This is a genomic window from Hymenobacter sp. YC55 (genome assembly GCF_029433095.1).
In the GTDB taxonomy this organism is placed as follows: Bacteria; Bacteroidota; Bacteroidia; order Cytophagales; family Hymenobacteraceae; genus Hymenobacter.
The window spans coordinates 54,068-71,726 of the sequence record NZ_JARNTX010000009.1 but is presented as its reverse complement, the minus strand read 5'-3'; the positions used below and the strand labels follow the sequence as shown (position 1 = coordinate 71,726).

Annotated in this window: 15 protein-coding genes; 2 read left to right on the top strand and 13 right to left on the bottom strand. The window is 56.9% G+C overall.

The features are described 5' to 3' along the window. The first annotated feature begins 35 nt into the window (after window positions 1–35). Both P1X16_RS29245 and P1X16_RS29240 read left to right on the top strand, forming a co-directional pair. Entirely contained in the window at window positions 36–428 is a 393-nt protein-coding gene (locus P1X16_RS29245; protein ID WP_089334261.1) for a hypothetical protein, read from the top strand. Between the two features lie 201 nt (window positions 429–629). Then, entirely contained in the window at window positions 630–3,014 is a 2,385-nt protein-coding gene (locus P1X16_RS29240; protein ID WP_089334260.1) for a hypothetical protein, read from the top strand. A 171-nt stretch (window positions 3,015–3,185) separates the two neighbouring features. Here P1X16_RS29240 and P1X16_RS29235 read toward each other — a convergent pair whose 3' ends face one another. The 13 genes from P1X16_RS29235 to traM all read right to left on the bottom strand — a co-directional run bounded on the left by P1X16_RS29235 (window position 3,186) and on the right by traM (window position 17,658). Beyond that, window positions 3,186–3,506 carry a hypothetical protein gene (locus P1X16_RS29235; protein WP_089334259.1) on the bottom strand — a complete coding sequence of 107 codons (321 nt, stop codon included), beginning with the start codon at window positions 3,504–3,506 and terminating at the stop codon, window positions 3,186–3,188. Next, complete coding sequence (locus tag P1X16_RS29230; protein ID WP_179225602.1) at window positions 3,473–3,625, bottom strand: hypothetical protein; 153 nt, start codon at window positions 3,623–3,625, stop codon at window positions 3,473–3,475. Before P1X16_RS29230 ends, P1X16_RS29235 begins: the two co-directional genes overlap by 34 nt. Before the next feature lie 87 nt (window positions 3,626–3,712). Further along, complete coding sequence (locus P1X16_RS29225) at window positions 3,713–4,504, bottom strand: transporter (RefSeq protein WP_245855405.1); 792 nt, start codon at window positions 4,502–4,504, stop codon at window positions 3,713–3,715. Beyond that, window positions 4,501–4,881 (bottom strand): DUF3703 domain-containing protein, encoded by a 381-nt coding sequence (locus P1X16_RS29220; protein ID WP_277236338.1) that lies wholly within the window; start codon window positions 4,879–4,881, stop codon window positions 4,501–4,503. Before P1X16_RS29220 ends, P1X16_RS29225 begins: the two co-directional genes overlap by 4 nt. 2 nt (window positions 4,882–4,883) lie before the next feature. After that, window positions 4,884–6,977, bottom strand: coding sequence for a heavy metal translocating P-type ATPase (locus P1X16_RS29215; protein WP_277236336.1), 2,094 nt, complete (start codon window positions 6,975–6,977; stop codon window positions 4,884–4,886). A gap of 51 nt (window positions 6,978–7,028) precedes the next feature. Beyond that, entirely contained in the window at window positions 7,029–7,643 is a 615-nt protein-coding gene (locus tag P1X16_RS29210; RefSeq protein WP_089334256.1) for a hypothetical protein, read from the bottom strand. Between the two features lie 82 nt (window positions 7,644–7,725). Then, window positions 7,726–8,148: a transcriptional repressor gene (locus tag P1X16_RS29205; protein WP_089334255.1), complete on the bottom strand. Its 423-nt coding sequence runs from the start codon at window positions 8,146–8,148 to the stop codon at window positions 7,726–7,728. Window positions 8,149–8,241: 93 nt separating this feature from the next. Next, window positions 8,242–8,574 carry a YnfA family protein gene (locus P1X16_RS29200; protein WP_218823223.1) on the bottom strand — a complete coding sequence of 111 codons (333 nt, stop codon included), beginning with the start codon at window positions 8,572–8,574 and terminating at the stop codon, window positions 8,242–8,244. A gap of 47 nt (window positions 8,575–8,621) precedes the next feature. After that, window positions 8,622–9,812 carry an efflux RND transporter periplasmic adaptor subunit gene (locus P1X16_RS29195; RefSeq protein ID WP_089334254.1) on the bottom strand — a complete coding sequence of 397 codons (1,191 nt, stop codon included), beginning with the start codon at window positions 9,810–9,812 and terminating at the stop codon, window positions 8,622–8,624. A 24-nt stretch (window positions 9,813–9,836) separates the two neighbouring features. Then, the gene (locus P1X16_RS29190) at window positions 9,837–14,231 is read right to left on the bottom strand and encodes a CusA/CzcA family heavy metal efflux RND transporter (RefSeq protein WP_089334253.1); all 4,395 of its coding nucleotides are present in this window, start codon (window positions 14,229–14,231) and stop codon (window positions 9,837–9,839) included. Between the two features lie 777 nt (window positions 14,232–15,008). Further along, on the bottom strand, window positions 15,009–15,296 hold the full coding sequence (locus P1X16_RS29185) for a hypothetical protein (RefSeq protein WP_089334252.1): 288 nt from the start codon (window positions 15,294–15,296) through the stop codon (window positions 15,009–15,011). 86 nt (window positions 15,297–15,382) lie between these two features. Continuing rightward, window positions 15,383–16,432 (bottom strand): conjugative transposon protein TraN, encoded by a 1,050-nt coding sequence (gene traN / locus P1X16_RS29180; RefSeq protein ID WP_089334251.1) that lies wholly within the window; start codon window positions 16,430–16,432, stop codon window positions 15,383–15,385. A 17-nt stretch (window positions 16,433–16,449) separates the two neighbouring features. Then, complete coding sequence (traM, locus tag P1X16_RS29175) at window positions 16,450–17,658, bottom strand: conjugative transposon protein TraM (protein ID WP_089334250.1); 1,209 nt, start codon at window positions 17,656–17,658, stop codon at window positions 16,450–16,452. Window position 17,659 lies beyond the last annotated feature (1 nt).

Genomic DNA, 17,659 nt, shown 5'->3' with positions numbered 1-17,659 from the left:
CCAATACATTATTGCCCATTCCCCCCTATTAGACTATGAGAAAGAAACTGCTTACCCTGCTCCTGCTGCCCTTCTTAGCGGCTAGCTGTTCCGGCGACAAGGAAAATTCGGACCCACAGCCGAATACTACTCCCAAAGAGTACCAGGTAACCTACCAAGTAACGGCCGTAAACTACAACCAGGCCCGCATTATCTACCGTGACAATACCGGCACGCTGATTACGGACGAAAACGTAGCGCTGCCCAAAACCTACACTTTCAAGCGGACCATGAAATCAGCTGATATTGTAAGCGTAGGCGCGTTTCCTAAAGATGGAGATGCAGCCGCTAACGTGACGTGCGCGATTCAACTTGACGGAAAGACAGTCGATACAAAGTCAGGGCCCGGCCCTAACCCGCAACCAGTGGCCAGCTACATTCTGCCATAACTTCTTGAAACCAACTGATAGTTTCTATTGATTTTTATAACGCGAAAAGCCTTCTTGGTTAGATATACCGAGAGGGCTTTTTTTGCCTACTAATAGTAAAGTGGATATAAATTCACCGTAGCTTTTAGGAGTGGCAATTTTTGTAATTTTAAATCTAAACTGATACAACATCTAAACTGTCTCCCTGCTTTGGCAAAACAGATGAAGATTACCCGAAACACTGAAAGAATTATTGAGGTCTTAGACTTGTTAAATAATGAGCAGCGGCCAAGTACCATCAATAGTTATATAATTTATGTAATTTCTAGTTCGCGTGAGGCTTCGTTAAAAGATATAATTGAACTAACGCAAGTAGAGTTTGATATTAATCTTGAAGTAGAGGAAGTTTCAGATGCTGTTAATCAGTTGATGAAAGATGGTCAGCTTGTTTTGGTTGGTGAGAAGTATAAGTTGACAGAAGCAGCTAATGAAGCACATGCAAAACGTATTGAGGCCAGCGAACAGCAAGAAGAACAACTAAGAAAAAGTTTTTACGAAAAGGCTTCGTCTTTAAGCGAAACTGAATTAACTGACGATGAATTACAGAAAATATTCAAGGAGTTTAAAGGATATATTCACGAAAACTTTTTTTACTACGGAAAGTCAGCTATTGCTATTCTGGGGAAGAATAGCAGTGAAAATGCCAACTTAACGACCCAACAACTCTTTAAGTTGTCATCTGACAAGCTGCAGCCTAAGCTGAAAAAAGTATTTTATAGATACATAGAGAGCTTGACTGAGAACAGTTCGGCGCTTGAATTAGCATATTATGAATCCTTAGCTGATAGAGCAGAGCATTTCTTTGCTCTAGGTCTGTCGAAAGAGCTGGCCCAAGAGTTGGCTTCATTCCAACAAATTGATTGGAAAGTTTATGTTGATACTAATTTTCTATTGTCAGCTTTAAAGATTCGTGAAAATACAATGAATCCTGCTGTTGATTCTTTATTGAAAATTATTGAAGAAAATAAAGAGTACTTTAAAATTAAGCTTACTTATCTCAGAAGTACCTTTAAAGAATTAACCCAATTTAGGCCAGTATTGAATGGGCTCGTTCACAGTCAAAGGTTGACTGAGAATCAACTTAAAGCTGCTTTGAAAAGCGGTAATTTAGATAGCTTCACAGAAGCGTATTATAAATTGCAGTTAGCCCACCCTCAAGGTGCGCAACACCCTTCTGTTATACTTGACCAAGCTTCTTTTATTTTAAGAAGCAAAAAAATAGAAATTCATAATGGCGATATTAAAGGGGTAGATAAAGAATCTGAGGGTTTTGTTGATTTAATATCTGATTATTCTAAATACTATGCCTTGATGAACGAGGCTAGGATAGAGAAGCAGCAACTTGGTGAAGTAAGATATAAGGATACACCTCAGATAGAACATGATGTTGAACTAAGAGAGTCAATTCTTTGCGAACGTAATAAGAATGGTGAAACTGCTACACACTTTCAAGACTGTAAAATTTTCGGATTAACTCTAGATTTTGGTCTAATAGCATACGATAAATACGCAGGGCGTAGAGATAATGGTAATGAATTATTCATTCCTGCATTCTTTACTCCTACGTATTTGTTGAAAAAGCTATACAAATTATTGCCTGTTCAAAGCGATGATTATAGAAAGGCATTCTTGTCATCCATTGCAAGCCCCGTTTTTTCAGGCTCTCATGCTAAAAGTGAGGTTTCTCAATCAGCACTTGCGGTTTTTAATGCAATTGGTATTGATGATTTGTCATTTATGACGAAAAGCCTTGCCAGTAAGATATTCCTAGATGAAATCAAGAAAATCGGAGGTGATATTGAGAAAGCGACTGTTTTTGTCGAAAGTCAAATTAGTAAAGAACTGAAGGAGAAAGACCAGAAGGAGGCACGTCTTGCTAAAGAGCTAAAGAATAAGCAGGATATGCTAAAGAAAACTAGCGATGATTATAATTCAACTTTGCAAGACAATAGTGCTCTAGTTGATAAAAAGACATTGCTAGAGCAACAGGTAGAGGCTTTGACCAAAGGATTAAAGGCTACCAAAAAGGCACAAGACCGATTGCAAGGGATGCTTGTCAAAGCAGCTAACAACCCTCAGCAACAAATACCTTTTAGCAATGAACAGGATAAGCAGGAAATAGAACGCCTAAAAGAAGAACTCAGGCAAAGAGAGGAAGCGGACGCTAGAATTGCTCAGCAGAGGATAGACGAACAGCGTAGAATTGAAAAAGAGCAAAAGGACGCTGATAAGGAAACGTATATTCAGAATGCTGTTAAAAAGTGGCAGAAGGATTCAGTGAATCATTTGTTAATCGCATTGGCAGTGCTACTTGTATTGGGTATTTACTCATTGTTTCGTTATGATTGGAGTATTAAAGCTCTAATAGCTGCAATGAGAGGTATTAATAATAACCCTGATTTAGCTTTTTCAATAGCGCCTATTTTAACTCTACTGTTATTTGGCTTTAATTTATTGCTTGTCCAAAAGTGGTATAGCCGGCATTTCAACCACTCCAACATAAAAGCCTTTAGAGAGTTGTTGCCTATTCCTAAACATCTCAAATAGCTCTACTGGCTTACAATAAGCGTATAGGGGATATATCTACACCACAATACTAAAAAAGGCCCTACTTGCACAGTAGAGCCTTTTTTAGTATTGAATTAGGGTTTCCAGAACGGCGGGACATTCCGCAGCTTAGCAGCGAACTCCTTTACACCTTTTTGCAATTGTAAAACGTTATTTGGGGCGGGCCAGAGTTGAGGTAGCAAACAGCTCTACCCAACGCAGGTACTCTTTCTCCGACAGTCGTTGCACCAGGTAGTCGGCTAGGCTCATGCCCCGCGCCAAAAGTACCCATTCCTGAAAGGAGAGCAGACCCGCCGCCCAACAGTGCGCCCAGCCCTTCCGGTAGAGTCCCGGCCGCGAGGCCAGGGGCTGAGCATCGACCCAGCCCACAAATTCATCATCGGTAGGCGTGAGCCCCAGGGCTACCGCTTGGTGCAGGTAGTCTAGGGCCAGCTCGTCTATCCGTTGGGTGAAATCTTTTTCTTGGTCCATCGGAAGAAAGGGCGCAGATAGAAGCGGTAAACGTAGAGGGCCAGAAAGGTAGTGAGGCCCACGCAAAAGCTGAAGTACAGAGCGCCGGGCAAGTGGGCAAGAGCTTTCGAGAAATCCATGTTTGAGTATCAGGGGTAGTACTAAACTAGGAACAGAAATTCCCGCCAAGATGATACCCGCTTGCTGGCAACTGCCTGTGTTGGCCGCTAAGCAACCATGCCGAGCAGCAAAAACAGCAGAAAGCCAATAAAAAAGGCTAGGGTGAGCAGTGGGGTTTCGGTTTCTTCGTGGGCCTCGGTGAGCAACTCTTCCGTGACCAGAAACAGCAAGGCGGCCAGGCCAAAGGAAAGCACAATTTCCAACAGGTTGCCCGTGGCCCCTCGTAGCACGGTGGTGCCAATACCTGCCCCGACGAGCAGCATTAGGGACGTGCTGGCCACAATGACCACTATCCGCCCCTTGGCGTGGCCATCCTGCCGTAGCTCCACGGCCGTGGCCAGGCCCAGCGAGAGCAACTCGATGGTCAGGGCAATGGCTAACAAGGTGCCTTCCTTAGCGCCGGCGGCAAAGCCGATGCCGAGCAGCAGCCCGTCGATTAGAATGTCGATGCCGATAGCGACCAACAGACCCCAGGGCAGCGGGGCCGCTGGCGCCTGACCAGGGCCGGGTGCGTCAGCGGCTGCCGCAGCACTAGTCCCTGCCGACGCGACCCGTTTTTCCAGCCGTTGGGTGAAATAGCGCAGCCCGAGCATGGCCGCTACGCCCAGCCCAAAGCCCAGGGCTACTTCGTAGGGGGCATGGTGCTGCACGATGTCGGGCAGCAGCTCTACGGCCACCACCGAGAAAATCACGCCCGCTGCAAAGTGCAAAATGGCACTGCGCAGCTTCGGGCCGGGGGCGCGCCAGACGGCTAGGGCCGCCCCGGCAATCATAACCACCGCGGGCAGCAGCGAGAAGCCCAGCATAGTCGTCCAGGACGGGGGAACGGCGGGTGTCATAGGGCGTCGTTGAGTAGGGCCTGTAAATCGGCTGGAACCGGCATTTTCTGCTCAGCCGGCACGTTGGCCCCGCCGGTGTTGCCCGTGGGCACGCGGCCGACTAATGAGAGTAAAAACCCGAACACAATGCGCGGCACCTGACCCGCTAGTTCGCGCAAGTTGCGGGTGCGCCAGCCGTGAGCGAGCATGAGCAGGTGTACCTGCGTATGCGGCCAAGCCCACCGTTGCCCCAACACGTGGGCGCGCTCCAGGTGGGCAAATGCCTCCGGCCAATGGCGGCGGGCCGTGGCGGCGCGGGCCGCGTGCAGTTCGGCGCGATAGTGCAGACGCAGGCGGGCGGGGAGAAGCAGCGTGTTCACGGGAAAAAGATACGGCAAGGTTAAAACTTCATCCGTTGGATACGCACCGCGTTCAGAATAGCCAGCAGCGCCACCCCCACGTCGGCAAACACGGCTTCCCACATGGTGGCCACGCCCCCAGCGCCCAGGGCCAGCACCACGGCTTTCACTCCGAAGGCCAGCCAGATGTTCTGCCAGACTACCGTGTGCGTGGCGCGGGCAATGCGGCGGGCGGTGGCAATCTTGCTCGGGTGATCCGTTTGAATGACCACGTCGGCCGTTTCAATAGTGGCGTCCGAGCCCAGGCCACCCATAGCAATGCCCACGTCGGCTAGGGCCACTACGGGAGCATCATTCACCCCATCGCCCACGAAGGCCAGTTTGCGCCCTTGCGTGAGGTACTGCTGCACGTAGTGGGCCTTGTCTTCCGGCAGCAGTCCGCCGTGCGCTTCGTCAATACCGAGTTCCTTGGCCACGCGCTGCGTAATGCTGTCTTTATCGCCGGATAGCATCACCAGCTTGGTGATGCCATCCGCCCGCAGCTCGCGCACGGCTTGCTTGGCGTCGGCCTTCGGGGCATCCGCGACGGTCAGGTAACCGGCGTACTGGCCATCCACGGCCGCGACGACAATGCTGTCTACTACCTGATCCACTTCGGCCGGGTAGGCGACGCCAAACTTGGTGAGCAGCTTGGTATTGCCAGCCAGCACGTCTTTTCCCGCTACCCGACCGCGCAGACCGTGGCCCGCTATTTCTTCTACTCCCTCCACGAGCACGTCTGTCACGGCGGCCCCGACGTGCGTCACCACCGCTTTGGCAATGGGGTGCGTGGATTTGGTTTCCAAGGCCCCTACCAGTTGCAGCAGTTGCGCCGGCTCAGTGCCGGGAGCCGGCTGTACCTGCTGGACGGCAAACACGCCTTGAGTGAGGGTGCCGGTTTTATCCATCACCACCGTGTCGATTTCGCGGAGCACGTCCAGAAAGTTGGAGCCTTTGAACAGAATTCCCGCTTTGGAAGCCGCACCGATACCCCCGAAATAGCCCAGGGGAATGCTGATGACCAGCGCGCAGGGGCAGGAAATCACCAGAAAGACCAGGGCCCGGTAGAGCCAGGTTCGGAACACGTAGTCGTCTACCACGAAGTAGGGCACCAGCACTAAGAGCACCGCCAAACCCACGACGATGGGCGTGTAAATTTTAGCGAAGCGCGTAATGAACTGCTGGGTTTTGGCTTTGCGCCCCACCGCGTCCTGCACCATCGTCAGAATCTTGGAGAGCTTGGTATCGGCAAAGGCCGCCGTAACCGTGACGCGGGCCAGCGTTTCCAAGTTGATCATGCCCGCGAGCACGGCCTCGCCGGGCTGCTTGGTCTGCGGAGCCGATTCGCCCGTAAGAGCCGCCGTATTAAATGAAGCTGCGGCGTTTTGTAGCGTCCCGTCCAGGGCTACTTTCTCGCCCGGCTTGACCTCCATTACGTCACCAAGCTGTACCTGCTTGGGGTCGAGCACGAGGCTTTGCCCATTGCGCACCACCGTGACTTCGGTCGCCTGAATCTCAAGCAGGGCGCGAATGCTGCGCTTGGCCCGGTTCACGGCGGCGTCTTGGAACAGTTCGCCCACCGTATAAAACAGCATCACGGCCACGCCCTCCGGGTATTCGCCGATGGCAAAGGCGCCGAGCGTGGCGATACTCATGAGCAGGAACTCGTTAAAGATGTTGCCCGAGGGAATACTTTGGATGGCCGAGCGAATCACTTTCCAGCCCACCAGCAGGAAGGCGAGGCCATACCAAATCAGGCGCACCGGGCCGGTGAAAAAGGCTATGTCGAAGTAGTCCAGCGCGATGCCGCCCAGCAGCAGCGCCAGACTCACGCCCGGCCAGAGGTAGGGAGTAGCACCCGCTGGTCCGTGGTCGTGGTCGTCGTCCTCTCCCTCGGCGTGGGTATGGCCAGCATGGGCAGCCGAAGCGGGAGCCGCTGCCGGGGCATGGTCGTGGCCGGACACGTCGTGGCCTTGCGGCTCGGTTGCGGCCGCGGGCGTGAGCTGGTCCCGGCTGAGGGCGCCCACGTTTTCGAGCTGCACCTGCTTGGCAGTATTCAGCTCTTCGTTGGTGTTCTTGGATGAAGGATCAGGCATAAAGCAGGAAAGTAAAGCGGAAGAAAAGAAGACAGTCCCGGCAGCGAGTTGCTACCAGTCCAGGAAGAAGCTCGTAAGCCCCACCAGCACGAGCACCGCGCCGGTCAGCTGCCGTTCGTGCTGCGCGAGCCCCTCCAGGTTCAGGGTTCGCAAACTGCGGTGCGCCAGGGCTACCAGGGCGCACATCGCGGCCACCGTAACCAGTAAGTACAGGCTCATCAACAGGGCCAGCGCGGCGGGGCCGTGGGTGCCGGCAGCTAAAAAGAAGGTTTGTATTTCCAGGCAGGGCGCTAGAAACATGGTGGCGGCCAGTCCGAGTACCACCCGCCGACGCGGCGCTCGGCGGCTTATCGGTCGAGGGTCCGGGTGGGTATGACCAGGTCTAGAAAAGGCGTACAGCAGCCCCACAATAATGAGTAGCAGCGGCGCGGCCCATCCCGCCACTTGCTCGAAGCGGGCCGATAAGCGCCAGCCCAGCCACCCCAGTGCCACGCCCAGGGCTACCGTGCTCAGCACGTGGGCCATGCCGGCGACCAGCGTCACCCCCACCGCCCGCCGCAACGGCCACTGTTCGGCCCGGGCAATAGCGAGCACAGGCGCCCAGTGGTTGGGAATGAGCGCGTGGAGTAAACTCAGCACAAGGGCACCGGTGAGCAATTCAACCATGAGCAGGCAGGAACGGGGAACACACCGCCCTTACGAGCAAGCAAACTTCACTCGTAGGGCGATGCAATGGTATTGCATTGTTTCAGGAGGCGACGGCGCAGCGTTCGCAGAGGCCCTTCATCACTAAACTGGTCTCCTGCACCTGAAACGCGCCCGGCAGTGGAATGGTCGGTACGGCCACGGTAGGCAGGCAGCTGGTTTCGCGGCACCGGGTGCAGAAGAAGTGTACGTGCAGGTCTTGGTGCTGCTCGGGCGTGCAGCCCGGCTCGCACAAGGCAAACTTGACAGCTCCGCTCCCATCCTCAATGCGGTGCACCAGTCCTTTATCGGTAAAGGTTTTCAGGGTGCGGTGCACGGTAATGCGGTCGGCGTGGCCCAGCAGCTGCTCCACGTCGGCCAGACTCAGCGCGGCCGGGTGCTGTTGGAGCACGTCTAGTACCAGCAGGCGCATGGCCGTCGGTGTGATCTGCTTGGCAATGAGCGTATCTTCTTGCGGGTGAGCCATAGCGAGAGTTGGTTGGAGTAGCGATTGCGCAGACACCTTAGTTGAAGCAGCGAACTGCGAGGCTCTGGTGCTCAAGTAGAGTAGGGCGGCAAATCAGGGTCTGGGCCAGAACAGAATGACCCCCAGCCCCAGCAGGACGATAGCCCCGCCCAACACATCAAACCGATCCGGCCGGAAACCGTCGAAATACCAAGCCCAGGCAATGGACATGACCACGAAAATGCCGCCGTAGACGGCGTAGGTTTTACCGAAGGAAGTGGGCTGCCACGTCGCTACCCAGCCGTAGAACACGAGCAGTAACGCCCCGAGCAAGCCCATCCAGCCTGGACGGTCTGCCTTCAGCCACTGCCAGACCAGGTAGCCGCCCCCTATTTCGCAGAGGCCAGCCAGAATAAATACGGCCACGGGCTGTAGGTAATTCATCATCAGATTTTTTACGGTAGAAAGTGTAAACCGGAGATGCCCGTAGACGGCTACTCGTCTTCTTCGGCGTTTTTCATCTTGGCCAGCAACGAATACGCCGCGCCCGTAACGAAGGTGGTTGTCGCGGGCACCGTTTCGGGTAGGGTGACTTCCGTGAAGTTGTCTTCGCTGCGGCCCAGCGTGACGGGCACCATGCGGTAGCGGCCGGGCGCTTCCACGGCGTAGACGTAATTCTTGCCCTCGAAGCGCACCAGCGCCGCGTCGGGCAGGGCGGGCACCTCGGTGCGGCCGGTTTCAATCAAGGCCCGCACGTAGAGGCCCGGCAGCAACGCCGGGTCGTTTTCCTGGTCTAAATGACCGTGTACGCGCACCGTGCGGTCCTCTCCGATAGCCCGCCCGATTAGATACACATGGGCCGTCCGCTCGCGGCGGGAGCTGGTAGAATCGCTGGCCAGGGTGAAGCGAATCAGCTGGTTTTTTTGTACCCGCGCTACGTCACGCTCGAATACGGTCAGCTCGACGTGCAAGTGCTCGGGGTCCACGATTTCAAACAGGGCATCGGTTGGCGTCACCGCTTGGCCCACCGTTACGTTCACCGCCCGCACAAAGCCCGCCCGGGGTGCCCGGATAGGGGCCGTCGTGACCAGGGTGCCTCCGACCGGCAGGTTCGCCAAGCGCAGCCGGGCGGCCAACGCGTTGGTTTGCACGCGCAGCGCGTTGTAATCGGCTTGGGCCCGTTGGTAGTTCTTTTGGGGCGCTACCTCCTGCTCGTACAGTTCTTTCTGCCGAGCCAGTTCGGTGCGGGCGTATTCGAGGCGGGCACGGGTTTCCAAGTACTCCTGTTGCAGGGTCACGAACTCGGGGTTGCGGATGGTGGCCAGTACTTCGCCCTTGCGCACCCGCGTGCCTTGGAGGAGTTCGGTGTTTTCCACGAAGCCCCCCAGGGGAGCCGTGATGGAGACGGCGCTTTCCGGCGGCACGTCCAGCGTGCCGGTGACGGCCAGGCCCGCGCCCATCGGCCGGTTCGTCAGGTGACCGGTCTGGATGCCTGCCACCTGCTGCTGCGCCGGTGAGAGGGTAACCAGGTCGTTTGCCTCTTCCCCTTCTGCTTCTTCGCCTTCTTCCGTGGAGGCGGTTTCCCGACCTGCGGCATCCGCCGCGGCCGTTTCTGGTTTATCGGGGGTGCAGCCGAAGGGCAGGCTCAGGCCCAGCAGGAGCACGAATGATACGATCTTATGCATGATAAATACGTCGAAAAGAGAAGGTTACTGCGCCGGGGTACCCAATAGGTACTCCAACTCGATAGTGGTCTGGTTGTGCGCCAGCACAGCGTCGAGGTAGGCGGTGCGCACGCGTAAGGTGCGTTCCAGGTTGAGCAATAGCTCGGAGTAGGTGGTCTCGCCCGCCTTGTAAGCGCGCTGGCTAAGCCGGACAATGACCTCGGCCTGCGGCAGGCCGGTCTGCTCGTAGAACTGTACCCGCCGCTGCTGCTCTTGCAGGCGCAAACGGAGCTCATCGAGTTGGGCGGCTACTTCCGCCCGGTAGCGCTGGTAGGTGGCAGCGGCTGCCTGCTCCTGCAACCGGGCCGCTTGTACGCGGGCCTTCTGCGGACCGCGCAGCAGGGGGATGGCCACGCCCGCCTGCACGCTCTGGAACCGGTCGCCAGCCCCGTAGGTAGTGGCCTGCCCATCCACTTCGTACGTGCCCCGGAGTGACTGATTGGTGTAGCCCACTGTCACTTGCGGCAAGCCGGCCGCCTGTTCCACCCGCGTTTGCGCTTGTCGCTCCACTACTTGCTGTTGCAGCACCCGAGCCTGAGGCGTTAAAGCCAGCACCGTTGTATCCGAGGGGGCAGTTGGGGAGGGCAAGAGGCGCAAGGTGCTGTCGGCAATGACCACCAGCTGCGGGGCTTGCAGCAACGCTTGCAGCTGCCGTTGGGCGATGGCGTAGTCCGTTCGGGCCTCGGTTAGCAGGTTTTGCGTTTCGCCCTGCGCCAACAGGGCGTTGGCTGGTTCGAGCCGGGCGACTTCCCCCGTTTTGAAGCGCAGCTGCGCCGAGCGCAAAAACTCGGCGTAAATGCTGTCCTGGCCACGCAACATGCGCAGCCGGTGCCGGGCATGCACGGCTTGCTCATAGCTCAAACGGACCTGTCGGCGCAGCTCCGCCTGCACCTGCGCGAGCTGTTGCTCCTGCCCCTGCACCTGCGCCTGGTTCAGGGTCGCCTGCGCTTTGTAGTAGCCTGGTAAGGCCAACGTCTGCCCGATGCTGAGCACGTTGTCGGACAGGGGGGAGTTCACTTGCCCATAGGTTCCCAGGATTGTGGTGCGGCCTACGTCGCGCGCAGTTCGTCGCAGGGCCTGTTGCGCTTCCAACGCACTGCGGGCCGCTTGCACGGTGCCATTGGCTTGCAGGGCTTGGCCTACGGCCTGCGTGGCTGTGAGTGCGCTCTGCGCCCGGGCGGGCGGGGTGATGAGCAATCCCCCGAGTCCGAGCAGCAGCCAACTGGCAACTGGTAAGGGCCGCCGGGGCTGTTCCTCGGACTTGCTGTTTTTCTCGGAGAGAGCATAGAGCACGGGCAGCACCAGCAGCGTGAGTAAGGTGGCCGTCACCAGTCCGCCGATGACCACGGTGGCCAGGGGCCGCTGGACTTCCGCCCCGGCCGAAGTACTCAGGGCCATCGGCAGAAATCCCAACGAAGCGACGGTGGCCGTCATCAGCACCGGCCGCAACCGTACCTGCGTGCCTTCCAGAATGCGCTGATACAGGTCGATGTAGCCTTCTTCCTTGAGCTGGTTGAAGTAGCCGATCAGCACAATGCCGTTCAGCACAGCTACCCCGAACAGGGCAATGAAGCCTACTCCGGCCGAGATGCTGAACGGCATGCCGCGTAGCCACAAGGCCAGCACCCCGCCGATAGCCGAGAGGGGAATGGCCGTGAAAATCATCACCGACTGCTTCAACGACTTAAACGTGAAGAACAAGAGCACAAAAATGAGCAGCAGCGCCACCGGCACGGCGATGCTTAGGCGCTCGGTGGCCTGGCGCAGGTTCTCGAACTGCCCGCCGTAGGTGGTGTAGTAGCCGGGAGCCAGCTTTAGTTGTTGGTCCATCTTGCCCTGCAACTCCTGGACAATGCTTTCCACGTCGCGCCCCCGCACGTTGAAGGCCACCGAAATGCGGCGCTTGGCGTCGTCGCGCTGGATCTGGTTGGGGCCTTCCTGCAACTCCACCGTCGCTACTTGCTCCAACGGGAGTTGCTCGCCGGTAGGCGTGGCCACCAGCAGTTGCCGCACGTTGTTGATATTCTGGCGCAGTTCGGGCGCGAGGCGTAGCACGACGTCGAAGCGGCGCTCCTGCTCGAAAAGCTGCCCGGCGCTCTGCCCGGCAAACGCGGTCTGCACCGTGCGGTTCACGTCCTCGGCGTTCAGCCCGAAACGGGCCAGCCGGTTACGGTCTAGCTTCACCACGATTTGGGGCAGGCCGGTCACCTGTTCCACGTACACGTCTTCGGCTCCTTCTACTTGCCGTACCAGGCGGGCCGCCCGCTCCGCGTAGGCGGCGAGCTGCTGCAAGTCTTCCCCGTAGATTTTGAGCACCACGTCCTGCTTGGCGCCGGAAATCAGTTCGTTGAAGCGCATCTGAATCGGCTGCTGGAAGCCAAAGGTGACGCCGGGTATTACTGCCAGCGCTTCGGCCATCTTCTCGGCCAACTCTTCCTGCGTGCGCGCCGAGGTCCATTTGCGTTGGTCCTTTTCCAGGATCACCATGACGTCGGCCGCTTCCACTGGCATGGGGTCGGTGGGAATTTCGGCGGCCCCGATTTTGGCGACTACCTCCTTCACTTCCGGAAACTGCTTGGTGAGGATGGCGCCCGCCTCCTGGCTTTTATCCACGGTGTAGCTCAGCGACGAGCCGGTGAGCGTGCGCATCTCGATGGCAAAGTCCCCCTCGGCCAGTTGCGGGATGAACTCGCCGCCCAGAGTTCGGAACAGCAGCAGCGCCCCCCCAAACAAGGCCACGGCGGCAACCAATACCACCGCTTGGCGGCGCAGGGCCCATTCCAGTACCGGCCGGTAGCGGGCTTCCAGCCCGCTCATCAGCCGGTCCGAGAACGTGCGCTTCGTCTCGGTGGAGCGGCTCAAGGCCAGCGCCGACATCATGGGCACGTACGTCAGACTTAGCAGGAAGGCGCCGACAATGGCGAAGGCCACGGTTTCGGCCATCGGCCGGAACATCTTGCCCTCAATGCCGGCCAGCGCCAGCAAGGGCAGGTACACAATCAGGATAATGATTTCGCCAAAGGCAGCCGATGAACGGATTTTGCTGGCCGCGTGGTAGGTTTCCTCGTTCATCTGCGCCGCGTTGAGGCGGCCCCCGGGCACGCGCAACTGCCCGCCGTGCAAACGGTGCACGATGGCCTCGACGATGATGACAGCGCCGTCTACGACCAGCCCGAAGTCAATGGCTCCGAGCGAGAGCAGGTTACCCGAGACCCCGAACAGGCGCATCATACTGATGGCAAAGAGCATGGCCAGCGGAATTACCGAGGCCACGACCAGCCCGGCCCGCCAGTTGCCGAGAAACAACACCAGCACGAAAATCACGATCAGGGCGCCCTCCACCAGGTTTTTGGTGACGGTGCTGATGGCCCGGCCGACCAGGTCCGAGCGGTCCAGGTACACGTCGATGGTCACCCCTTCCGGCAACGACTTGCGCACGGTAGTCATGCGCTCTTTTACCGCTTGGATGACTTCGTTGGCGTTGGCTCCTTTGAGCATGAGTACCAGGCCGCCGGTGACTTCGCCCTCCGCGTTGCGCGTCATGGCCCCGTAGCGCACGGCTGAGCCCAGGCGCACGTCGGCCACATCGCGTACCAGCACCGGCATGCCGCCTTGGGTGCTGCGCACGACGATGTTGCCCAGGTCGGCCGTATTCTCGGCCAATCCTTCGGTGCGGATAAAGTAGGCGGTGGGCTTCTGGTCGAGGTAGGCCCCCCCGGCATTCTGGTTGTTGCGTGAGATGGCCTGATAGACCTGGTCAATGGTGACGCCAAGCGAGCGCAGCCGGTCGGGATCCAACCGGATTTCGTACTGCTTGAGTTGGCCGCCAAAGCTGGCCACGTCGGCCACGCCGGGCGTGCCGAGCAATTGCCGCCGCACAATCCAGTCCTGAATGGTGCGCAGCTCGCGGGCGTCGTACTTCTTTTCGTAGCCGGGTTTAGCCCGCACCAGGTACTGGTACACTTCGCCCAGGCCGGTGCTGACGGGCGCCAGTTCCGGACGGCCGATGCTGGCCGGGATCTGGCTTTCGGCTTCGCGCAGGCGCTCGGCTACTTGCTGGCGAGCCCAGTAAATATCAATCTTGTCCTCGAAGACGATGGTCACGACCGAGAGGCCAAAGCGCGAGAACGAGCGTACTTCCTCGCGGCCGGGAATGGTGGCCACACTCTGCTCGACTGGAAAAGAAACGAGGCGCTCGATGTCGCTGGCGGCCAGCGAGGGCGCTACCGTGTAGACGACGACTTGGTTGGTGGTAATGTCGGGGACCGCGTCAATGGGTAGCCGACTGAGCGAGTAGCCGCCCCAGGCGATCAAGGCCAGGGTCAGCAGCCCGATGATGAGCTTGTTGTGAATGGAAAAATAGATCAGCCGGTCGAACATCCGCTGGTTGGGGTTAGGTCTAACACTTCCGTGAAAACCCTGCGGCGAGGCGGTTCCGGCTAGCGAGTAGACAGGAACGGCGTGGCCAAGACGCACCCCGCGTCAATGCACGCGTTGGCAAGCCGAGCCGAGCTGCTCCATAGCGGAGCAGGCCGCCCGGTGGGGTGGTCAGCAGGAAAACGAGGGAAAGGTTAGGCCCGCGGCGGTTGCCAGATAGCCCCTGGAGCGCGAGTTGGCGCCGCTACCACAAGTTGGGCGTGGTGGCGGGCTGAGTTCCATACTTGGGTCCGGGCTTGGACAAGCGCTTGTAGTGGGGCGAGCGGTACGACGGCCCCGCCGCAGCAGTGGCACTGGCACAGGGGAGAACACCAGTCCCCCAAAGCATCAGCCCCACAATCCGAATGGGACGAGGCGGCCACGGTTGTTTGCGTCTGGTCTTTGCACACAGGAGTCTCGTCAGCGCAGGTTAAGCACGAGAGACACGCGAAGTACAAGGCAAAAAACAGAGCAGTCAGACGCATTCCGGGCAAATATAGCGACGATCAGTACTTGCCGCTACTGGCCTATACAATCGTACATAGGCCAGGGTTTCTTAAAAGCACGAAATGAATGTAGGACAGTAGCAGCACACGGTTGGAAGTACGTCTCAAGGCTAGCCTGCTAACCAAAACCCTAATGCTAACTGAACTCAGCTAGAATCCTCGCTTTGACTCTAGCGCTACCCCCTTATTGCTGCTATGAATAAAGCAGGACAGCAGCAATAATACGGCTTGCCAACTACATAAAGAGTATGGCTAAGTCCAAGACTAGAAGTAAGCTCATAATTCCCACAACTCCCACCCACGCCCAGCGCATCGGCTCAGGATTGAACAACCGGGCAATGCCTAGCATCACGGCCACCATAACAAGGTGCTTCGCTATTTCGGGAAAATTGTTGTCCGTGTAGACTACAAACCCGCCTAGCACAATGAAGATTATCGACAAGCCGACATAATTCTTCGAGATAGGTTGCTCAAACAGTGAAGCCGCTAGCGCGGCCAGACGAGGAAACCGTTTTTTGCTCATGGTAGTAGGCTTTAGAACGAGAAGTGCTAGCTACTATACCAAGAGCTGCCAGGAGCAATGCCCCCAGCAGCTTAGAAGGTCGCAGACTATCTAGCCCCAATAGCACCCGCCGCTACGCCAGTGGCTACGGCAGTACCCTTATACGTGCGGGCCTTCAACAAATCCGAGTTGGCCAGCGTGAGCTTGATGTTACGTCCACCCCCCTTTTCGTACAGCTCGATAACTAACTGCTTCTTGTCAGGAATGGTGAATTTTTTGAAGATGAATACCTTTTCTAGTTTGCCTTGTGCTTCAATCTTCTGCTGAGGCCCATTGTAGACGTAGATAGGCGAAATCTCAATGGCTTGTTCAGCCGTGCGTTTCGCTACCTTCTTATCTTGAATGTAGAACTTCACGAAGTCTATATCATACGTCACGTTCGACTTGTTGGCGATGTGCAGCGGGAAAAACAGCGTTTCGTTCTGATACCCTACCGAGCCCGCCCGCAGGCTGAGTTGATTGGCTGTTTTGCTATCCGCCGTGCCTTTTCCGGCCAATGCTTCAACTGAGAATGCATCGAGGTTGCCTTGGGGAATAGGCGAGTTGGATAGAATGGCCTCCGTGGTGGAGCGTGACGTAGAGGCAATGGCCGGTGAGCTAGAAAGAGAGTTGGACCGAACGGCGGCAGTGCCCGCGCCCAGGTTCAGCGACAGTATTTTGGGGTTGGAATTGTAGTTGACCAGAAACGAGTACAGCTTACCATCTGAGGTTAGAACCGTCATGTTGGTTTCCGCGAAGCCCTTGGCCGCTGCTTTCACGCGAACAATGTTCTCCGCGCCCGTAGCCTTCGCCGCAATTAGGCCCGCGCTACCCAAGTCAACATACGTCACCGGGAAGGGAAACACCAAGTGAGTAGTCTTTTGGTCGCTCACATAAAGTGGATAAGAAGCCATCTCGTTATCATCCGAGTAGTCCAGCATCTTAGGGGCTCTCTGAGCGTTATTGTCCGGTACATCAACGTACTGGCTTTTGGCCTGACGCATAGAGTTAGCGCGATAAGAGCGCCCTTGCGGCGTATTGGCTTGGGCCAGGATAGGCGAAGCGTTGAGCAAGGCCAGCGCGAGGGCGGCACCAAGGGAAAGGAGGGGCTTATTCATAGGAGGGAGGGATTAGGTTAATCTTTATCGACTTTCAACATGATATTGTACCCAGCTTTCAGGCGCACTTTGACCAAGCGAATTTTCTTCTGGCCCAAGCTCTTTACCGCCGTTACCGCTACCCCAGCCGCCGCCGTGGTAGGGTCCGCACTCATGGTCATCATATCGGCCGCGCCCATTGCGTCAGCCCCCGCTTGCTTGCTGGCATCCCGCGTGATAGTACCCGGAATGTGTAGGCCCTGCAATCCGTCCACGTCGTACACTTCGAGCGAAGCCGGGAAGATGCTACCCCCCGCTTTTAGTGTTTCAATGGTAATGCTCAACCGTTCCCCGCTGAGGCTACACGTACCATAGATGAAGGTGTTTGCCGCCAGCTTGTGGCCATTAACTACGGCCGGTTCTGTAAGCCGCATTTTCACCAGCGAACCGCTCACCACTTCTTGTGATTCGTGAATAACCGCCGGTAAGGTATTGGCATCGACATTGGCCGAGCTACCATCATCCAACCCTTGAAAAGAGGCCGTGCGCTTAGTGCCGCTGCTAGCACCCAGGCGCGAGACAATAGCATCGTTATCTTCCACGATAGCCTTAGTAGCCGGTTTCTTTTTAACGGGTGCAGCTGGTTTGGTAACCGCTACGGCAGCACCCCCACCGCTAGCCGAAGCCATTACTCCGGCATTGGTTTGAGCATTGATGCGTTCGAGAGTAGCTTGGGTGCGGGCCGCTTCCAATTCGCGCTGATGCTGAGAGCGCATCAATTCCATCTGCTGTTCCGGCGTTAGGGACGAGGTAGCCGGCGCGGCTACTTGCCCGCTGCTTTGCTGCGCGGCTTGTACCGCGGCCAACTGCTGCTGCGCCGCCAGTACCTGCGCGTCAGCCGGAGCCGAGCTAGGTTGACCATTCGCCGCCACTCCATAAGCCAAGCCGGTTGCAGCGCCCGGTGCAGAAACAGTATCTACTTTGCCAGAAACAAGGCCCCGGTTACGCATGGAATCAACCGGGGCGGCATACGCGGCTAATTTGCTGCTGGTAATGTTACTAGCGCCTGCTTTGGGTAATTCCGTATTGATACCGGCAACAGGTGGTGCAACGCCCGCTGCTTCGGCGCCCTTGCCCCCATCCCCCAGCCAAAACATAGCGGCCATAAACGGCACCCCGACAATGGGAATAAAGACCGCCATTTTGCGCGTCCGGTAGAACTGCGCATCTTTTGTGGTGGTAGCCATA